We start from the raw sequence: 18,744 nt of genomic DNA on the forward strand, positions 1-18,744 counted from the left end.
TATGATTGAAATAAAAAATCTAACCAAAAAATTCAACAAGTTTACCGCACTTAATGAGGTGAATTTATCCTTTGGAAATGGTCATTCTATCGCCTTAATAGGACCAAACGGCTGTGGTAAAACCACCATGATTAAATGTATCTTAGGATTAAATGTAGTTGAAGATGGCGATATATTAGTTGATGGCAAAAGTGTAAAAGAAGATTACAAATACCGTGAGAATATTGGTTACATGCCACAAATCGGTAGATATCCGGAAAACATGACCATCCAGGAAACCATCAAGATGATCAAAGACACCCGCAAAAATAGTGGCAATAATTTGGACACCGAACTTCTGGAAGCATTCGAACTCGAAAATATTTACGACAAAAAAATGCGGACGCTTTCGGGTGGAACTACGCAGAAAGTAAGTGCCGTGCTCGCTTTTCTGTTTAATCCTAAAGTCATTATTCTTGATGAACCTACCGCCGGACTAGATCCACTGGCGACAGAAATCCTGAAAAACAAAATCATTAAGGAAAAAAACAAAGGAAAACTCATCATCATCACCTCACACCTTTTGAGTGAGCTGGATGATATTATTACTGAAATTGTTTTCATGAATGAAGGCAAAGTAGTCGTGCATCAATCCGTAGAAGATTTGAAGAAACAAACCAATACTGAAAAAATTTCCGACGGAATTATCTCAATCTTAAAAGCCCTGAAAAAATGAACAAAATAGCCCGCTTTATCTTATTTGATATTTTAAAAAATAAAATCGTGATTTTGTATACGATTTTGCTTTTCATTATCTCCTGGTCGGTTTTAGGATTAGATAATAATTACACCAAAGCCACGCTTAGTTTATTGAATGTAGTTCTGTTAGTCGTTCCTTTAGTCAGCATTATTTTCTCAACCATTTATGTTTATAACAGCAGCCAGTTTATCGAATTACTTTTGAGTCAGCCAGTTCCTCGGGGAAAGGTTTGGTTCAATCTCTTTTTAGGTCTTTCGACAGCACTTGTTTTAGCCTTCTTAGTAGGATGTGGAATTCCAATATTGTTATATTCCTCCATTGCAGCAGGATCGTCATTACTGATTACGGGCGTTTTCCTGTCGGTAATCTTCACTTCTTTAGCAATGTTAGCCGCCATTTTCAGCAGAGACCGAGCCAAAGGAATCGGTATCTCTATTTTCATCTGGATGTTTTTTGCCATTATCTACGACGGGATTTTATTGGTCTTAATGTTTCAATTCGCAGATTATCCGATTGAAGGAATCATGGCGACTTTGGCGGCAATTAATCCAATCGGTCTTTCCAGAATTTTTGTTTTGCTGCAATTAGATGTCGCGGCAATGTTGGGACAAGCGGGCGCTATTTTCAGACAAGTCTTTGGTTCAGGAGGAGGTATGGTTATATCAATAATCATTTTATCAATCTGGACCTTAGCTCCTTTCTTATGGTCATTAATCATGTTCAATAAAAAAGATTTATAAAACTCACCACTATTTGATAAAAACTCCAGAAACCTATTTTTAAACACATTCCAATAATGATCGGAAGAGGAAAAGTATCGTTGAGAAAAAACAGAAAATCAACAATATAAAAAAGTAAAATACTTATCCACAATGCTTTTTTAGAACTTTTGAATTACTTAAAACCAGTTTAAATTTCATCAAAATTAATTTTCCCTAAAGAAGGGAGTGAATTTGATTTTTTAAGAACAACTTCGATTTCCTCCGAAAATTAGACCACACAAAATACCCCTTCTTTGAAGAGGTGGCAAAATTTAAAAAATTTTGACGGGGTAGTTTTAGTCTCATTAAATAAATTTTGCTAAAAAAAGCCACGACTGCACGAATAAAAATAAACTTCAAAGAAATTGGTAAATTCGTGGCAAAAATCATAAAATCATCTGTCCCAAATTCCGTAACTTTGAAAGCAAAATAAGTTCAGATTTCTCATGAAATATATTATCCTCTCTTTATTCTCTGCGGTTTTACTCAGCATTTCTTGGCCCACCTACGGCATTCCGTTTTTTATATTTTTCGCCCTCGTTCCGCTGCTTATTTTGGAACACGATATTTCAAAATTTTCGAAAATCAAAAGAAAAGGCTGGACTATTTTCGGACTAAATTTCCTCTGTTTTGTAATCTGGAATATCGTAACCACAGGTTGGTTGTATGGTGCAAAAAATCCCGACGGCACTCATTCTTTACTTGCTGTTGTATTTCCTGTTTTATTTAATTCTTTATTATATTCCTTTATTTTTCAGTGTTATCATTGGTACAAAAATGCGCAGGGAACTTACTTTGGTTTGGTTTTCTTTGTCGCTATTTGGATGGTATTTGAGAAAATTCACTTGACTTGGGAACTCACTTGGCCTTGGTTGAATTTGGGAAATGCATTTGCCGATTATCCGAAAATCATTCAATGGTATGACACTCTTGGCGCAACTGGCGGAAGTTTTTGGATTCTATTGGTAAATGTTTTCGCTTTTTATACTTTACGAATCTGGGAAGCAGGTAGAAAAAGAAAATCACTGATTATCAATTCTTTAATCCTGAGTGGTGGAATTGGCTTACCAATGTTAATCTCCATTGTCAAATATCAAAAGTTTGATTTAAAACCGATTGGAACAGTAAATGTTTTACTATTACAACCAGAATTGAATCCTTATACCGAGAAATATTCAAAAGACAGTTTGACTATTTTAAATGATTTATTGACTTTAGCCGAACAAAATTCTAAAGGTCAAATCGATTATTATATCGGTCCGGAAACTTCACTTCCTGGCTATGGCTCAATTTCTGAAACAGGTTTTGAACACAGCGAACTTTTAAATAAAACAAAAGAGTTTCTAACCAAACATCCGAAATCTGTTTTTGCAACAGGAATTTCTTCGCACCGTTTTTATCCAAACGAAAGTGAGAAATCAAAAACGGCTTATCAAACTTCGCAAGGAATTTACGTGGACAGTTATAATTCAGCGGTTCAAATTATTCCGAACCAAAAAGTAGAAGTTTATCACAAGGGAAAACTCGTTCCCGGCGTAGAAATTTTCCCATACATCAATGTTCTGAAGCCGTTGCTGGGTGATGCAATGCTCAATCTTGGCGGAACAACCGCTTCCCTGGGAATCGATGAAGAAAGGACGGTTTTCAACAATCCTTTTAACAAAGGGAAAATGGCTCCAATTATTTGTTATGAAAGTATTTACGGTGAATTTGTGACCGATTACGTGAAGAAAGGTGCAAACTTTTTAGCAATCATGACCAATGATTCTTGGTGGGGAGAAACGCAAGGACACAAACAATTACTGGCGTATGCAAGATTGCGCGCCATCGAAACCCGACGGGAAATTGCAAGATCTGCAAACAGTGGAATTTCTGCGCATATTGATGCAAAAGGAGACGTTGTTGCGGATACTTTTTACGGTGACAAAACTACACTTTTCGCAAAAGTAGATTTGTACAATCATCAAACTTTTTATACCCGAGCCGGCGATTTATTGTCGAGAATTTCAATTTTTGTGTTTGGATTTTTGATTTTTTATAATTGGATTAAAAAATATCAGAATAGAAAACCGCAAGAGCCGATGAAAAAGATTGTAATTAAAAGGTAAAAAAAAGAACCACAAAAAACGCAAAAGCACATTACTAAAAAGCGAATTCAAAAGTCCGAAAAAGCATCACTGAAATTATAATTTCCGAAGGAATTCTTAATAAATCTTAATCCCTTCATCAGAATCTTAATGGTTCAATTTCGCATTGAGATCTCTTTAAAGTTTTGTAAACTTTTCAAAAGAATACGATTCACTTGAATGACAATTAAATTTTTGTGACTTTTGTGGTTTAACTTCTTACTTAGCTTTTTTATGAGTAAAATGATTCAGCAACAAACGAATTTCATTGAATTCAAAATCGTTCGGCAAGGCTTTTTTCCAATCATTTAAAGTTTCGTGGGGATTTTTCTTAAATTCTTTTTCAAAGGTTTTGATTTTTTCTTTATCGAAAATTCTGGTTATATCCAATAATCCCTGTTCTGCGAATTTCGCTAGATGTCCATAAATAGTTTCGGTGACCAAACCTCGTTCTTTCGCTATTTCAGGAATAGTTTTACCGTCTTCAAATAATTGGAAGGTTAAAATATGCGAAGGGATTTTGGCAACTTTCGTGGAAATGGTGATGTTATTATCCTGATTAAAAAGGGGAACTTCGAGCAAATGAACTTTCTTTAAATCATTCAGATAATCTTCTAAATCATCCAGGAAAACTCGAAAATCTTCATTGTATTCTTTCAATCCTTTGGTGCCTTTATTTTCAGAATAAAAATCGAGCAACGGTTGAAATATTTCCAAATTCACTTTGGTGAAAAAGAAATTTACGGCGCCTTTTGCTTTGGTTTCAATTTCCGCCCATTCTTCATCTCCATTGATAAATTTGTGGGTTTTCTGCATCATGATTCTTTCAAACTTTTGATAAACCTCTCCAAAGTTTGCAATCTTTGGTTTAATGCTTTGGTATAAAAAAGTCGCTTTATTTTTATCAAGTGCTTTACTGGTTTTGGCGGATTGAAACCATTTTTCAAGGGATTGCCGGAACCACAAACAATCCAAACCGCTGATTACTTTTTTGATGCTGTAATCGTATTTTTCTGCTTGAAGAATCTCTTCTACTTTTTCATTCGCATTGGTTTCATCTTGAAACTTTGAAACTCTGCGATCCGCAAAAATAACACTTGGTGTAATTTTCGATTTTAAAACAATTCCTTCTAAAGTCCGACAACGGGAAAGCGCGACATAAACCTGACCTGAAGCAAATGATTTCCCGGCATCAATAATTAATCGATCAAAAGTTAAACCCTGCGATTTATGAATCGTAACCGCCCAAGCCAACCGAATTGGATACTGTTGAAAACTTCCCAGAACATCTTCTGTAATATTTTTTTCGGCATCTAAACCATATCTTTTTTGTTCCCAGGTTTCTTTTTTTATTTTAAAAACTTCATCGTCACCATCGATGAGCACGGTGATTTCTTTCTCATCTAAACTCATTACTTCGGCGAGTTTTCCGTTGAAATATCTTTTTTCGCCACTCGCATCATTTCGGATAAACATCACTTGTGCGCCAACTTTCAATTGCAATTCTTCTTCGTTGGGATATTGATTTTCATTAAAATTTCCAATGATATCTGCGGAGTAGAAATACGGCTTTCCTTTTAATTCTGCGATTTTTTTCTGATTGATTTCGTCCGCCATTCGGTTGTGAGAAGTCAAGTAAACATAAGGTTCATCGGTCGGTTCGAAGTCTGGAATATACCTTTCATTCAATGTTTCAAAATCAACATCGCCTACTTCCCCGTCTCGGATATCATTTAAAATATCCAAAAACTTTTCATCGGTTTGGCGATAAACCGTGGTCAATTCGAGAGTGATTAAAGGCATTTCCTTTAAAGCATAACTTTCGAAGAAAAAAGGCGATTGATAATATTGACCTAAAAAATGTTCATCGCGAACCACTGGCGGAAGTTGATACAAATCTCCAATGAATAACATTTGAACGCCACCGAATTTCTGCTGATTGCGTCGAACAAAACGCAGCGAAAAATCCATCATATCTAAAACATCGGCACGCAACATGGAAACCTCATCGATGATGATGATTTCTATTTCACGCAATAATTTCAGTTTATCTTTTCGGTATTTAAAATGTTGCATTAAATCGGAAATATTATTTCCCAAATTGCTATCGATTCTATCAGTAGTTGGAATAAATGTCCTCAAAGGAAGCCCGAACATGGAGTGAATTGTTACGCCACCAGCGTTGATTGCAGCAATTCCGGTCGGCGCTACCACAATGTGTTTTTTCTTGGTTTTCTTTACAAACTCATTCAGAAAGGTCGTTTTCCCCGTCCCGGCTTTTCCGGTTAAAAAAATGCTGCGGTTGGTATATTCGGCTAAATTAAAGAGAGATTCGTCCATTGGTCAAATTTAAGAAAATAGAATACAATTACCATAGCGAAAATCCCCTTTCCTAAAAATCCCAAAAAAGACTATTTTTGTAACGCAGAAAAAAAATATTAAATGAAACATCTATTCATTATTACAATATCCTTGTTCATCTTGAACTCATGTTCCTCTAAAAAAAATATGATGAACGAAGAGACTTTACCGAAAGATATTGCTCTTAAACCCGAAAATCATTCTCCACAGGAAGAAGAGCAAGTTCAAATGAAAAACCTCATCAAAGAAATAGATGCATTAATCAATACCGAAACTTGCTCTGACCCGACCGATTGGAAATTCACAGCAATTGGCTCTAAATCTTGTGGTGGACCAAGTTCTTATATTGCGTATCCTATAAAATTAGAAGAAGAAATTTTACCGAAAGTAACACAGTTTACTTCGATGCAAACTGCTTTTAACACCAAATATAAAATAATGTCGGATTGTATGGTCGTTCTTCCTCCATCTGAAATAAAATGCGAAAATGGAAAAGCGGTTTTAATTGGCGATCATTTAGAAAAAGAAAAGGAAACTGAATAATCAGTTTCCTTCTCTTTATTATGATTTACAATATCATTTAATCTTTGTACCAACTCGAATATTTCACATAATTGTTGGCGATTCTTTCTACTTCACCTTCCAATAATTCAGCGGACATATCTTTAATTTTTCTTGCTGGAGCACCTGCCCAAACTTCACCGGATTTAATGTGAGTTCCTTGCGTTACCACCGAACCTGCGCCAACAATCGAGTTGCTTTCTACCAAGCAATCATCCATCACAATGGCGCCCATTCCGATCAACACGTTATCCTGAATCGTGCAGCCATGAACGATTGCATTGTGACCAATCGAAACATTACTCCCGAGAACGAGCGGGAATTTTTCGTAAGTACAGTGCAACATTACATTATCCTGAATATTCACTTTATCGCCCATTTTAATATAATTCACATCACCACGAATCACCGCATTATACCAAACGCTGCAGTTTTCGCCCATGGTAACATCGCCAATAATGGTTGCGGTTTCTGCTAAAAAAGTGTTTTCTCCGATTTGTGGAGTTTTTCCTAAAAGTTCTTTTACAAGTGCCATTTTTATAAATATAAAATTGTGATTTATTAGTGAATTTTGATGGATTTGCGCTAATTAATAGAGTTCTTCATCAGGTCAATCAAATATACAAAAATTTATGTGGGACTTGCTCGGAAGGTACTATTGATTTTTTTTTTACAGAATAAAATGAGTTAGAGGTTTTTTAGTTTGGCAATTATTTTAAGCAAATAAATTCTGGATTTTATATTTTGTCCTTTACTATTTTGGTAAATAAACAAGTTTTTGGAGTGTCCTTATATCTTAATGAAAAGCCACATGAAATGCAGGAAGACTGAACATCATCTTCATAATTCTCAACAGATTGTGAAGATATTCCGCCAAGAACAACTCCTTTCGATTTGCATTTTGGACATTTCACATCCACGGCAGAAATGAAATCTTCATTCCTAAGAGTATATGCGTTTTGTGACATTATTGATTAATTTATTGAACCAAAACTCTTTTTAGTTTCTTCGCATCTTCTTCCGCTTTTATGGCTCATATTAGAAAAAGAAGGTTTACTTTATTTCCCTCAGTTTATGGTAATACTATAAGCCCTCTTCTGCAGATTTACGGTTATGCTTTGTGTTTTGAGATTGCAGAAGGTTTTGCATGATCAGTTCCGCAGATAAAAGTAGTTCTTTTTTGTATGCAGTTGGGTCCAAGATTTCGGGGTGATGGTTCACCACCGTTAGTTCCGGTATTGTGGCTTTCATCAGTAAGGTGTCATATTGGTTTCTGACATTCTGAAAAATAGCATCATAGCTTTGCCCATCGTAGGCTTTTTGATGATACGTTTCGGCCAAAAGAAGTAAAGCCTCACGGTTCTTTGCCAGTTCGGGATGTTTTTTCGGGATGGACGAGATGATGTTTTTAAGTTCAACGACTTCCCGCAGCTGATTGACCGAACGCAGAAAGTAATTATGGTAAAGCGCAAAACTCTCATAGAGGTAATACACAACAGGTGCGTCGCTGTCCAAGGGGCTCTCAGAAGCAATGCTAAAATCGATAGTGGGACTCTCCACAATAAGATTTAAAAGCTCCCGGTCGGTTACAGAGAACAATCCGGGTTTGGCATTCTGGCTGTTCACCGAAATGTAGAATAATAAAAATAAAAGCAAACAGTAGGGTTTCATCATGGTAAATTAAGTTTAATTTAAATCCTTGAAAATGATATTTTTTATTCTTACTATTTTTTAAATCAACTTTGGCAAAGTTCAGGACTTTAACAAAGAGGCAAGCCCAAACCGAAGCAGCATAGTAAACAGGCAGATGATACCAAATAGACATGTTGAAATAATGTTCACATATTATATATTGCATCAAAGATAATTTTAAAAAATTGTTAATTTATACCTAATAATAGGTATTTTCTATTAACTTTACAATTAAAGGTGGGTAAAATCGTAAAATGATATAACGGATAAACCCATTTCAGTTCAATTAAAAAAACATCTTGATGGAAGAAGATTTACAATATTTTAAAAACGGAATTACCGCCTCTGCAATTTTCGAACTGGATGAAAAATCGGAATACACGCTCGCTGAAATCAATTTATTGGGAGATATGTTACCTGCTTCTCTAATGCTACATCGTATTGAAAACTTTCAACCTACCGGTGTTTTTTATATGAATAATTGGGGACTTAAGGGGCTTAATAAGTCTTTGGAAGAAATCGAAAATTTAGGGGATCAATATTATGATCTCTTCTTTGAACCTCATGAACGAAAAATTATTTTTAAGGAGATCGAAAATTATCTTCTGGAAGGAGATTTTACAAAACAGTATAATTTTTTCCAACGGGTAAAATTTGAACCTACGCAGGAATACATGTGGTTTCTATCGGTTTGTAAACTCATCAAGATAAAATCGGCTTCCCCAGCGACGAAACAAATGCTGATGTTGGCAAGTCCGATGCAGGGAATGGATCAGATGATTATTCAAATGAATAAGATTCTGGAAGAAAATAACTCATTCAAAAAAGAGCAGAAAAATTTAATCCAACTAACCCCACAGGAACGGTTAATCGTTAACCTCATCATTCAGGGTAAATCTTCCAAAGAAATTGCAGACGAACTTTGCTTATCCATCCATACCATCCATACTCATCGCAAGAATATCAAAAGAAAAACCGATTGTGAAAACCAGGCTGCTTTGGCAAGATTTGCGATTGTAGCAGGATGGGTCTGAATAGATTTGGGTCTTTCGCAAAGTGGAGCTAGGCTTTTTTGCAGTCGGATTAACTTGCATTTTTTCAGGAAGCTTGTAATTGTCTCATTATAGTAACGCTAAAACAAATCATCATCTACCGACTTACTAAAATAAGAGTGAATAGTTTTTTCATGGTATTTTATTTTCTTCTTATATCTTTCCAATACTTGGCTTTTTCTTTGTCCTTTTCTACCCCATGTCCCCCACGGTTGTAAATTTCGATAAGGTTGTCCAGGTATGGTTTGTTTTCTTTTTTGATTTCGTAATAGCTTTCATAGTATTTTGCGGCCTTTGTATAATCTTTTGTAATACCAGCATTACCAGAAAAGTAAAGATTTGCAGTCTCTAGCATGCCGCTAGGATACCCAACTTCTGCTGCTTTTTCATAGTTTTCCAAAGCTTTTTTGGGATGATTGTTATCGGGTAGGCTATATAACCTTCCTAATGAGTTATAAGAACTTCTTTGCCCTGCGTCTATTGCCTTTTGATACCACTGTTCTGCCTTTTTATAATCTTTAGTAAACCCACCTTGCCCGTTTTCATAAGTATATGCTATCAACAGCATTGCATCGGTGTTTCCCCTATTGGCTGCCTTTAAATGCCATTCCATACCAGCCTGAGTGTTTTTTTCTACCCCATTTCCAAAAAAATATAGCTCTCCAATTAGTCGCATGGCTTTAGTATTTTCTTTTATGGCAGCTTTTCTTAAATATAAAAATGCTTGCTCATACTCTTTTTTGTCGTAGAATAGCTCACCTATTTTTGTTAATGCAGCTCCGCTACCCAAATCTGCTGCCTGTTGGTAATATTCCATCGCTTTAGTTGGGTTTTTATCTACAATATCTGCATATGCTCCTTGCATAGCAACTCCACCCGGATCCCCTATTTGTGCTGCCTTTTCATACCATTTTTTTCGCCCTTCAAGATCTAGCCCCCCAGCTAAATCTAAGGCGGCTTCTGCATTGTTATTCTCTGCCGCTTTTTTGTACCATGAATAGGACTTTTCTTTCTCTTCTTTTATGTTATACAGCAAGCCTAAATTACGCATTGCCCAAGTGTTACCTTTGTTGGCTAAAGCTGCATATAAAGGAATAGCGGCATCGTAGTTTTTGGCATCGTGCTCTTTTTTAGCTTTTAAAAACTCTGGACTTTGGCGTTCTTCCAGTTTCAGTGCTTTCAGTGTTTTTTCTATGGCATATACCGTTTTATATTTTTCGGTAGGTATGTCATTACTTTTTAGTTTGTTCATGTGAGCCATGTATTTTGTAACTTCTTCATACAAGGGTTGCATAGTAGGTGCTCCAAAATTTCCCATATCGGTTATTGCATGTAAAGCTTCAATTTTAAGATATGCCACAGTAGGTGTCCATTTTCCGATGAGTTTCTCGGTTTCGGCTAGGTGGTTTAGTGCCGTTTCGTAGTTTGCGGCTTCGTAAGCTTTTTCAGCTTCTTCAAATTCAATGCGAGCTTTAATGTCACTTTGGGCATGAGCAAATGTAAAAGCGAATAGTAAAATTAGGGTGTTTAGTAGGTTTTTCATGTAATTAAGATTTCTCAGTTTCTTCGGATATTTTTCCAATATTTTGCTTTTTCTTTGTCTTTTTCTATGCCATGCCCACCGCGATTATAAATATCAATAAGATTGTCTAAATAGGCTTCGTTTTTCTTTTTGGTTTCATAATATTCTTCATAATACTTCGCTGCTTTGGCGTAATCTTTTGTGGTTTTACCTTTACCTGTATAATAGAAATTTGCGGTTTCTAACATCCCTCTTAAATAGCTATCAGCTGCTTTCTCGTAGTTTTCTAAAGCTTTCTGTGGATTACTATTAACTGTCAAACTGTATAAATCTCCTAAATCGAGATAACCGACTTTATCCCCATTATCAATTCTTTTCTGATACCATTCTTCGGCTTTTTTGTAATCTTTGATATATTCGCCTTGTCCGTTTTGATAAATCCTTCCTATCAGATACATAGCGTCTGTATTCTTTTTTTCTACTGCTTTTAAATACCACTCCATTGCAATTCGGTGGTTTTGTGTAATTCCGTTTCCGCCATTATGATATAACAGACCAATACCTACTAAACCATCCGAATTTCCTTTTTTTGCTGCTTTTTGATAGTATTCAAAAGCTTTTTTGTAATCTTTTTCTACTCCCAGACCTTTTTTATAATGGTAGCCAAGACGAACATTTGCATAGGCAGAACCTAAATCTGCAGCTTTTTCGTAATAGTCTCGTGCCTTTTGATAATTTTCATCCTCACTGTCTGCCTCCCAACCTTGTATGGCGACCGCATTTGGATGCCCCATAATGGCCGACTTCTCGCGCCATGCTTTCCTGTTTTCTCTGTCAACTGTTGACAAGCCTAAAGCGGCAGAAGGATTTCCATTTTCAACCGCTTTTAAATACCATTGCTTAGCTTTATCAAAATCCTTCTTTTCTTCATAAATCAATCCAATGTTTCGCATTGCCCAACTGTTGTTTTTTGTAACCAGTTTATCATATAAAGAGAGCGCAGTATCGTAATTTTTGTTATCGTGTTCTTTTTTAGCTTTTATAAATTCGGGGCTTTGGCGTTCATCTAATTTATATGCTTTCAACACTTTTTCTATCGCATAAACCGCTTTGTATTTTTCGGTAGGTATGTTATTACTATTCAACTTATTCATGTAAGTCATATATTTGGTAACTTCTTCATAAAGTGCTTGCATGGTTGGGTCTCCAAAATTTCCCATATCGGTTATTGCATGTAAAGCTTCAATTTTAAGATATGCCACAGTAGGTGTCCATTTTCCAATGAGTTTCTCGGTTTCGTTCAGATGTTTTAAAGCCATTTCGTATTCTTCGGCTACAAAAGCTTTTTCGGCTTCTTCGAATTCAATGCGAGCTTTTATATCGCTTTGCGCGTGGGCAAAGGTAAAAGCGAATAATAGGGTGAGGGTGAATAGGAGGTTTTTCATGATGATAGATATTAATGTTTTAATTGTCTTTGAACGTCTTAGTGAACAATAGAAATATGTACATTAGTTTTTATAGGTTAATAATTTGTTGTTGTGCTTTAACTTTTAAAAGGATTTTTATTAAACCTAAAGGATAAACTTACGAATGGATTTACGCGGTATTGTTTTTCATTTAGCATATCAGTGGTAATGGCACTGTCAATGATTTGTCCTTCATGAAAATTGTTATTTGGACGATTTTGCATATGAACAGCAATACCTCCTGTTAAAATTAAGTTTTGACCAATTCCCAATGATACCCCTCCAAATGCTGCAAGTTCTTCTAAGTTAAATCCTAGGCCAGCTGAGGTTCCTACTGAAAAATCTTTTTGATTATTCATAAACGTGAACATCACCGCAGGCATTAAATCCATACTGTTCCTGTCTTGTACTTTAACAACATGATGTGTTGTATCATTATCGGTTTTTTTGGAAATAAATTTATCACGATTAATATAAAATATAGCGTTTGCCCCAAAAGTTGCAGACCAATTTTTATTAGTTTGTGTTTTAATTTTATAGACTCTTTCTATTTCGGTATTATTTTCAATTCCTTTAACCGTAAAAGTATATTCGGTGTTTCTTTGGAAAGTAATACTGTCTATTTGGGTGAATATTGGAGGAATGAAATTCGTATCCGTGCTGTTTTTCAATACATTAACTTGAAGCGGTTCGGGCATATTTGCATTGCGTTTAATAGATATGCTATGATTGTTAGAGTTTTTTAGAAATAATGCGTAGGTGTTTTGATCTTTTTTGACAACAATTGCATTTTCATTTACATTTTTGAACTTACATTTCATTTTCTTTTTTTCTTTATATTCTATAACTGTTTCAAAAAATTTCACTTTAGAATCCGCATCAAGATAGATTTTTTTATCTTCTATTTTAACCTGTCCCCACATTACCCCCGATACCATCAAGGCTAATAATGCTAAAATAATTGTTTTCATAGTTGTAGTTTTTAGTTATATTTTTAAAGGTGTTTTCAAGAATATCAAAATAAAGAGATTCGTTAGGAATTTCTTTATAGTTACTTAACTCAGAGATGGTTTATGTTTTGTTCGGTCTTTCTTGGTTTCGTTTTTTTTACTTTGATTGAACATAAATCCGCGCATAATTCAAGTTTTTTCTCTTACCGTTTCTTCTATATCGGTTTTCCGTTGTATATACTGAACGGTCTATAAAAAGATATGGTTTTAAGCCTGCAGTTTTGATTTCGTATCCGTCGAAAAAGGTATCGGCTGTAAGTCTCTTTTTTTGCTTCACATTGTGCAGTGAGAAGTTCTGGTTGGAAATCTGCAACATATCGTAAAGTCCGGATAAGTTATCATCGGGTAGTTCGACCAGTAACATATAATTTGTAACTGATCCATTTTCATCTGTTGCAATAACCGCAACCTGCTTTTGAGATTCTTGATTATCTGTGAACAAAAGCTCATTCGGCAAGCCGAAGATTGCGCCTTTTTCTAAGGTTTTTATGTCCTTTTTTGATGTATGCATCTTCAATCTTGACGCAGCCGGATAGTCCAAGAAATCCGCAACCGGAATATTCAATTTCGGAAATATGGTAAAAAAATTTTCAATGACTAATCTGTTCTGTTCATCTGCGAGTTTTTCTTTATGAGTTTTTTCCTGATAAGCATTTATTTGATCTTTTAGTAATATCTTCTTTTTAGCAATTTCAACACGCTTTTCATGTGAGAATTGTTCCTTGGCTGCAATTTTTTCAAATTCAGTAATTGTAGCTTCCTGTTCCAATAAATACTGAGGATCCGCTTTACTTAACTCTTCTAAGACCTGTATTTTTAAATACAACATTTTTCCATTTGACTTACCTAGAATACTTTGAGCATCTGATACATATTTCAATGCATTTGTAAAGTTTTTATTTTCAAAATTTTCTTCTGCCATTTGATAAGTAGCTATGGCTTCTATTTCTTTGTTTTGTGCATACGTAACAGCTGATAAACTACATAACAGTATACTAAATAATAATTTTTTCATGGTATTATTTGTTTAATTAGTCCAAAAATCGTTTTGTTTTTGTTCTGTTTTTTTAGGTTCTGTCTTTTTATTTTTTACGGCTGTACCCCAAAAGTCGGTTTCAGATGGGTTGTTGTCTGTATTATTCTTGGTTTTACTATCGGCTGTTTTTGTCCCCCAAAAATCAACATCGGACGAGGTAGTAGATTGGGAATTGCTGTTTTGCTCTTTTACTTTTACCTCAACTTCTTTTAGGACGAATTTGGCATTAGGCGCTAGTTCCACCAAAGAATTGCGGTATTTTTCGGCTTCATTTTTTTGTGTAAAATACCCCATAAGAACAGGATTGCCAATGCCTGCACTTTCAAAGGTGCGTTTTACGTTGGAAGTGTATGGATAAGTGCCGTCGCTGTAGCGATATATGGATATCACGTTGCTGATACTCATCGGCACGCTTTGGTTTTTATTCCAATCGTTTTTATTGCTATTGTATGCAAAAACATAAAGTACCGGAGCTGTTATTTTGTGTGTACTTAGTGGCATTCCCCCTTCAATATAAATTTTACCGATTTCATTGCGAATAGCAACCAAAACATCTAACTGTCGTTTGTTAATAGCGGCCTCTTGTTCTTCTCGCTGTCTTTTCAGTTCTTCTCGTGCTTTTTTCGCTTCGTTATTGGCGGCAATTGCCGACCCGATAGCTCCAAGCGCACTTACCGTTCCTGAATAGTCGTAACCAGAGGGATTGGCAGAACTTAGTGCACTAGAATAAGCTTGAATTCCTTGTGTGGAAGCTTGTTGCAATTGGATGCTCATTTGGGAGATTTCACGCATTTTCTGTGAAAATGCTGCATTCAGTTCTTGAATGGTTTCGAAATTACTGTCCAAAGATGAAGCATCTCTCATGCCTTGCCGTACGCCAGACATTACATAAAAACTATTACTGACATTGTTTAAATTTTGTTTAAAATCGGCATCGCGTTGTTTGCGTTCTGTTTCTCGATGCTCCATTTGCGCATAGATTTTATTAGCCGCCTGTCTTTCATAGGTGTTTCGATCTACTTTACGGGCACCTCCCAATTCTTTTTTATAATAATTACCCGTATCATCGGTAAAGTATTCGCCATCTTTAACCCCATTCAGATTATTTTTGAATTTGGAATTGGCTATGAAATCTACATCTTTCTCATATAAACCACCACCTTTATCAGCCTTTGTAGTTGATGTTGATTTTTGGCCGGATTTATTGTTGTTGTCTGACCAAAAATCGTCGGTGGAAGTGGATTTAGTTGAATTGGTATTGGTTGTAGATATTTGTTTGGCTTCTTCTGTTTTCTTTTTAGCAGCCTCTTCCTTTTGCTTACGGGCTTCGTCCTCTTTCTGTTTTTTAGCTTCAGCTTCTTTTTTCTGTTTTTCTAATTTTTCTTTTTCTTCCCGTTCTTTCTGACTAAGATTTTCAAAATCAGTAATTTTCATATTCATCACACTATGTATAGCGGAATATAGTGGCGTTCCATAGCTATCTTTTCCAAACTGAAACCATTTTTCTTTTGCGCCATATTTTCCTCCTGTTGGTGTAAGAAAATAACGCATATAAACACCTCCCCAATCTGCAACGGATTGTGGATCGTAAACTTCTCCTGGTTTTAATTCAATGATATTACTTGAAGCTACACGTTCCACATCTCCGCTATGAAAATGAACTTCATAATTAATCTTGAACTTAATTTTGTCTGTTGTTATATTCTTACAAACAATTTTTAAATCTTGATGTCCCTTCCCAGCAGTTACCCATTGGTAACTATATAAAAGGACAACTTCTGGACGAGAACCAACTGTTGCTGGACTAGACCACTGTGTTTGCGCTCTTAAATTTTGTGATGTTAGCAACATCATCATCCCGAAAATTCCTGCTAAGGTTTTCATCATTATATTCATGGTTGTTTTTTAACAAAGTAAGGCTAATATCCAATGTCAAAAAATACCTATTCTTAGGTATTTTTAATAAACATTATCTGAAATATTAGAGGATATAAATTTGCTTTACAATTGAGAAATTGCGAGTTGCATCGTTTTGTTTAATTTGTTATCTTACACCAATTCAATGCATTATCATGGAATCATTCAACTGGAAAAACAATAATCCATCATCCGGATTTTTGCTGATATTACTCATTGATAAGGTCTAAAACCTGCATGATGAAATCTAAATTGTTATCCGTATTTTTGTACTCAAATTTAGTAAAATAAAATGAGACCAATTATTATAGAGCCCACAGAAAACCCAAAAGTAATGAAGTTTGTAGCCGATTACAACTTGATTCCCGGTTCTCTGGAACTCGACCGAGATTCTGATATCGCAGAAATTCCGTTAGCAAAAGAACTTTTCAAATATCCTTTCGTAGAAAGAGTTTTCATTACCGCCAACTTTATTGCGGTAGCGAAACAAGATGGCATAGATTGGGAAAACCTAGTTGAACCTCTAAAAACGGTGATTATAGATGAATTAGAGGCGAACCCTCGAATTTATCTTCAGAAGAAAAATGACGAATACCTTATTTACGCAGAGATGACCCCAAATCCAATGGTGATGAAATTCGTTTCTAATAAATCATTAATGGATGGTTTTATCGAAGTTAAATCCCGTGAAGAAGCAGATGAAGTTCCTTTGGCTAAAGCTATTTTTGATGAATATGATTTTGCTAAAGAAGTTTTTATTTCAGATAATTTTGTAGCGATTACGAAAAACGTGTCCGTAGAGTGGCATGAAGTAATGGTTACTGTAAGAGCATTTGTAGCGGATTACCTTCAAAATGGTGGCGTGATTTCTAATGCAACTCCACAGAAACACGAAAGTCCAGCAGCAGCGATCATGAATAGAGATTATAATGAGAACGAACAAAAAATTTCTGATATTTTAAATGAATATGTCGCTCCAGCAGTGGAAGGCGATGGCGGAAAAATTTCATTAATGGAATACGATGCCGAAACAAAAACCGCAAAAATGTTATTGCAAGGCGCATGTTCAGGCTGCCCAAGTTCTACGGCAACTTTAAAAGGCGGAATCGAAAATATCCTGAAACAGTTTGTTCCTGAATTGGTAGAGAAAGTGGAAGCGGTGAATGGTTGATAATTGATAATTGAAGATAAATTAAATCTACAATACTTGCTATTATTTTTAAATATAACTGAGTTGCGCCCCGACTTGAACGGAGCTCTTTTTATAATTCCCGCCTGAGCGGGATTTATAAAAAAGCGGGAGTGGAAGGCGGAAATGTGCGCCCAAATAAAAAAAATATGCCGAAAAAAGGAATTTTATTAGTGAATCTCGGTTCGCCAAGATCAACGAAAGTTGAGGATGTAAAGGAATATCTGGATGAGTTTTTAATGGATGAAAGAGTGATTGATTATCGCTGGTTTTTCCGATCGTTATTGGTTCAAGGAATTATTTTGAAGACCCGACCTGCGAAATCTGCCGAAGCGTATAAAACCGTTTGGACGGAGGACGGTTCGCCTTTGATTTTCATTACAGAAAGAATTCAGAAAAAACTTCAAAAGTTGGTTGACGTTCCCGTAGAAATCGGAATGCGTTACGCCGAACCAAGCATCGAAACAGGAATTCGAAAGTTAACCGAACAAGGCGTTACCGAAATTATTTTGTTTCCACTCTATCCGCAATATGCGATGAGCACGACAGAAACGGTGATCGACAAAGCCGAGGAAGTTCGAAAAAAACATTTCCCTGAAATCAAAATTAATTATATCCAACCTTTTTATAACCGCGAAATTTACATCGATTGTTTAGCAGAAAGCATTCGCGAGAAATTACCTGAAAACTTTGATGCGTTGCAGTTTTCTTATCATGGCGTTCCGGAAAGGCACATTTATAAAACCGATCCCACGAAAACCTGTAACCTAAACGATTGTTGCTCTAGAGACAGTAATCCGAGTCATCAGTTTTGTTATAGACATCAGTGTTTTAAGGTGACCGAAGAAGTCATTAAAAAACTCAATTTACCGAAAGAGAAAGTTCTGGTCACCTTCCAGTCCCGTTTAGGAAATGACAAATGGATGGAACCTTACACCGACGTAACCTTGGAAAACTTAGGCAAAAAAGGAATTAAAAATCTCGCAATTGTGTGTCCGGCGTTTGTGTCTGATTGTTTGGAAACTTTGGAAGAAATTTCTGTCGAAGGCAAAGAACAGTTTCTTCACGGCGGCGGCGAAGTATATAATTACATTCCATGTTTAAATGATGAAGATCGCTGGATTGAAGTAGTGAAAACTTTGTGTGAAGAGAAATTGGAGGAATTTTATTTGGTTTAAATTTACAAACTCAGGTTTTCCGGATTTCTTCTTCCATCCCAAAAGTCTAAAATTTCAACTTGCAAAAATCTTAGTCGAAAACTTCATAACCGCTTGTCATTTTATTCAACAAATCTTGCAAAACCGTTTTTGAT

General features: G+C 35.6%; 16 protein-coding genes. 7 read left to right on the forward strand and 9 right to left on the reverse strand.

Annotation, left to right across the window (positions count from 1 at the left end; all coding sequences use genetic code 11):
- The first annotated feature begins 1 nt into the window (after nucleotide 1).
- The 3 genes from WBY99_RS01080 (at nucleotide 2) to lnt (ending at nucleotide 3,608) form a co-directional block, all read left to right on the forward strand.
- Nucleotides 2-715 (forward strand): ABC transporter ATP-binding protein, encoded by a 714-nt coding sequence (locus WBY99_RS01080; protein WP_423974500.1) that lies wholly within the window; start codon nucleotides 2-4, stop codon nucleotides 713-715.
- A complete protein-coding gene (locus tag WBY99_RS01085; protein ID WP_423974501.1) occupies nucleotides 712-1,479 on the forward strand; it encodes an ABC transporter permease subunit in 768 nt (255 codons plus the stop codon). The genes WBY99_RS01080 and WBY99_RS01085 overlap by 4 nt, the downstream gene beginning before the upstream one ends.
- 467 nt (nucleotides 1,480-1,946) lie before the next feature.
- Nucleotides 1,947-3,608 (forward strand): apolipoprotein N-acyltransferase, encoded by a 1,662-nt coding sequence (lnt, locus tag WBY99_RS01090; RefSeq protein ID WP_423974502.1) that lies wholly within the window; start codon nucleotides 1,947-1,949, stop codon nucleotides 3,606-3,608.
- A 237-nt stretch (nucleotides 3,609-3,845) separates the two neighbouring features.
- Here the strand turns inward: lnt and WBY99_RS01095 are convergent, their stop codons facing one another.
- On the reverse strand, nucleotides 3,846-5,966 hold the full coding sequence (locus WBY99_RS01095) for a helix-turn-helix domain-containing protein (RefSeq protein ID WP_423974503.1): 2,121 nt from the start codon (nucleotides 5,964-5,966) through the stop codon (nucleotides 3,846-3,848).
- Nucleotides 5,967-6,134: 168 nt separating this feature from the next.
- On the opposite strand from WBY99_RS01095, the gene WBY99_RS01100 reads away from it, so the two are divergent.
- Nucleotides 6,135-6,530: a hypothetical protein gene (locus tag WBY99_RS01100; RefSeq protein WP_423974504.1), complete on the forward strand. Its 396-nt coding sequence runs from the start codon at nucleotides 6,135-6,137 to the stop codon at nucleotides 6,528-6,530.
- 37 nt (nucleotides 6,531-6,567) lie between these two features.
- Here WBY99_RS01100 and WBY99_RS01105 read toward each other — a convergent pair whose 3' ends face one another.
- The 3 genes from WBY99_RS01105 to WBY99_RS01115 form a co-directional block, all read right to left on the reverse strand.
- A complete protein-coding gene (locus WBY99_RS01105) occupies nucleotides 6,568-7,083 on the reverse strand; it encodes a gamma carbonic anhydrase family protein (protein WP_423974505.1) in 516 nt (171 codons plus the stop codon).
- Nucleotides 7,084-7,285: 202 nt separating this feature from the next.
- Nucleotides 7,286-7,516 (reverse strand): hypothetical protein, encoded by a 231-nt coding sequence (locus tag WBY99_RS01110; RefSeq protein WP_423974506.1) that lies wholly within the window; start codon nucleotides 7,514-7,516, stop codon nucleotides 7,286-7,288.
- Nucleotides 7,517-7,631: 115 nt separating this feature from the next.
- On the reverse strand, nucleotides 7,632-8,222 hold the full coding sequence (locus tag WBY99_RS01115) for a hypothetical protein (RefSeq protein WP_423974507.1): 591 nt from the start codon (nucleotides 8,220-8,222) through the stop codon (nucleotides 7,632-7,634).
- A 320-nt stretch (nucleotides 8,223-8,542) separates the two neighbouring features.
- On the opposite strand from WBY99_RS01115, the gene WBY99_RS01120 reads away from it, so the two are divergent.
- Nucleotides 8,543-9,274 carry a helix-turn-helix transcriptional regulator gene (locus tag WBY99_RS01120; protein ID WP_423974508.1) on the forward strand — a complete coding sequence of 244 codons (732 nt, stop codon included), beginning with the start codon at nucleotides 8,543-8,545 and terminating at the stop codon, nucleotides 9,272-9,274.
- A gap of 160 nt (nucleotides 9,275-9,434) precedes the next feature.
- On the opposite strand, the gene WBY99_RS01125 is transcribed toward WBY99_RS01120, so the two are convergent.
- The 5 genes from WBY99_RS01125 to WBY99_RS01145 all read right to left on the reverse strand — a co-directional run bounded on the left by WBY99_RS01125 (nucleotide 9,435) and on the right by WBY99_RS01145 (nucleotide 16,213).
- On the reverse strand, nucleotides 9,435-10,835 hold the full coding sequence (locus WBY99_RS01125; protein WP_423974509.1) for an SEL1-like repeat protein: 1,401 nt from the start codon (nucleotides 10,833-10,835) through the stop codon (nucleotides 9,435-9,437).
- A gap of 14 nt (nucleotides 10,836-10,849) precedes the next feature.
- Entirely contained in the window at nucleotides 10,850-12,259 is a 1,410-nt protein-coding gene (locus WBY99_RS01130) for a tetratricopeptide repeat protein (protein WP_423974510.1), read from the reverse strand.
- A 98-nt stretch (nucleotides 12,260-12,357) separates the two neighbouring features.
- Nucleotides 12,358-13,251 (reverse strand): hypothetical protein, encoded by an 894-nt coding sequence (locus tag WBY99_RS01135; RefSeq protein ID WP_423974511.1) that lies wholly within the window; start codon nucleotides 13,249-13,251, stop codon nucleotides 12,358-12,360.
- Nucleotides 13,252-13,387: 136 nt separating this feature from the next.
- The gene (locus WBY99_RS01140; protein WP_423974512.1) at nucleotides 13,388-14,305 is read right to left on the reverse strand and encodes a hypothetical protein; all 918 of its coding nucleotides are present in this window, start codon (nucleotides 14,303-14,305) and stop codon (nucleotides 13,388-13,390) included.
- 12 nt (nucleotides 14,306-14,317) lie between these two features.
- The gene (locus WBY99_RS01145; RefSeq protein WP_423974513.1) at nucleotides 14,318-16,213 is read right to left on the reverse strand and encodes a hypothetical protein; all 1,896 of its coding nucleotides are present in this window, start codon (nucleotides 16,211-16,213) and stop codon (nucleotides 14,318-14,320) included.
- 322 nt (nucleotides 16,214-16,535) lie between these two features.
- Between WBY99_RS01145 and WBY99_RS01150 the strand changes: the two genes are divergently transcribed.
- Nucleotides 16,536-17,414, forward strand: a complete 879-nt coding sequence (locus WBY99_RS01150; RefSeq protein WP_423974514.1) for a NifU family protein — start codon at nucleotides 16,536-16,538, stop codon at nucleotides 17,412-17,414.
- Between the two features lie 167 nt (nucleotides 17,415-17,581).
- Complete coding sequence (hemH, locus tag WBY99_RS01155; RefSeq protein ID WP_423974515.1) at nucleotides 17,582-18,610, forward strand: ferrochelatase; 1,029 nt, start codon at nucleotides 17,582-17,584, stop codon at nucleotides 18,608-18,610.
- Nucleotides 18,611-18,744: the final 134 nt, after the last annotated feature.

Source organism: Kaistella sp. (assembly GCF_049588135.1).
Classification (GTDB): Bacteria; Bacteroidota; Bacteroidia; order Flavobacteriales; family Weeksellaceae; genus Kaistella.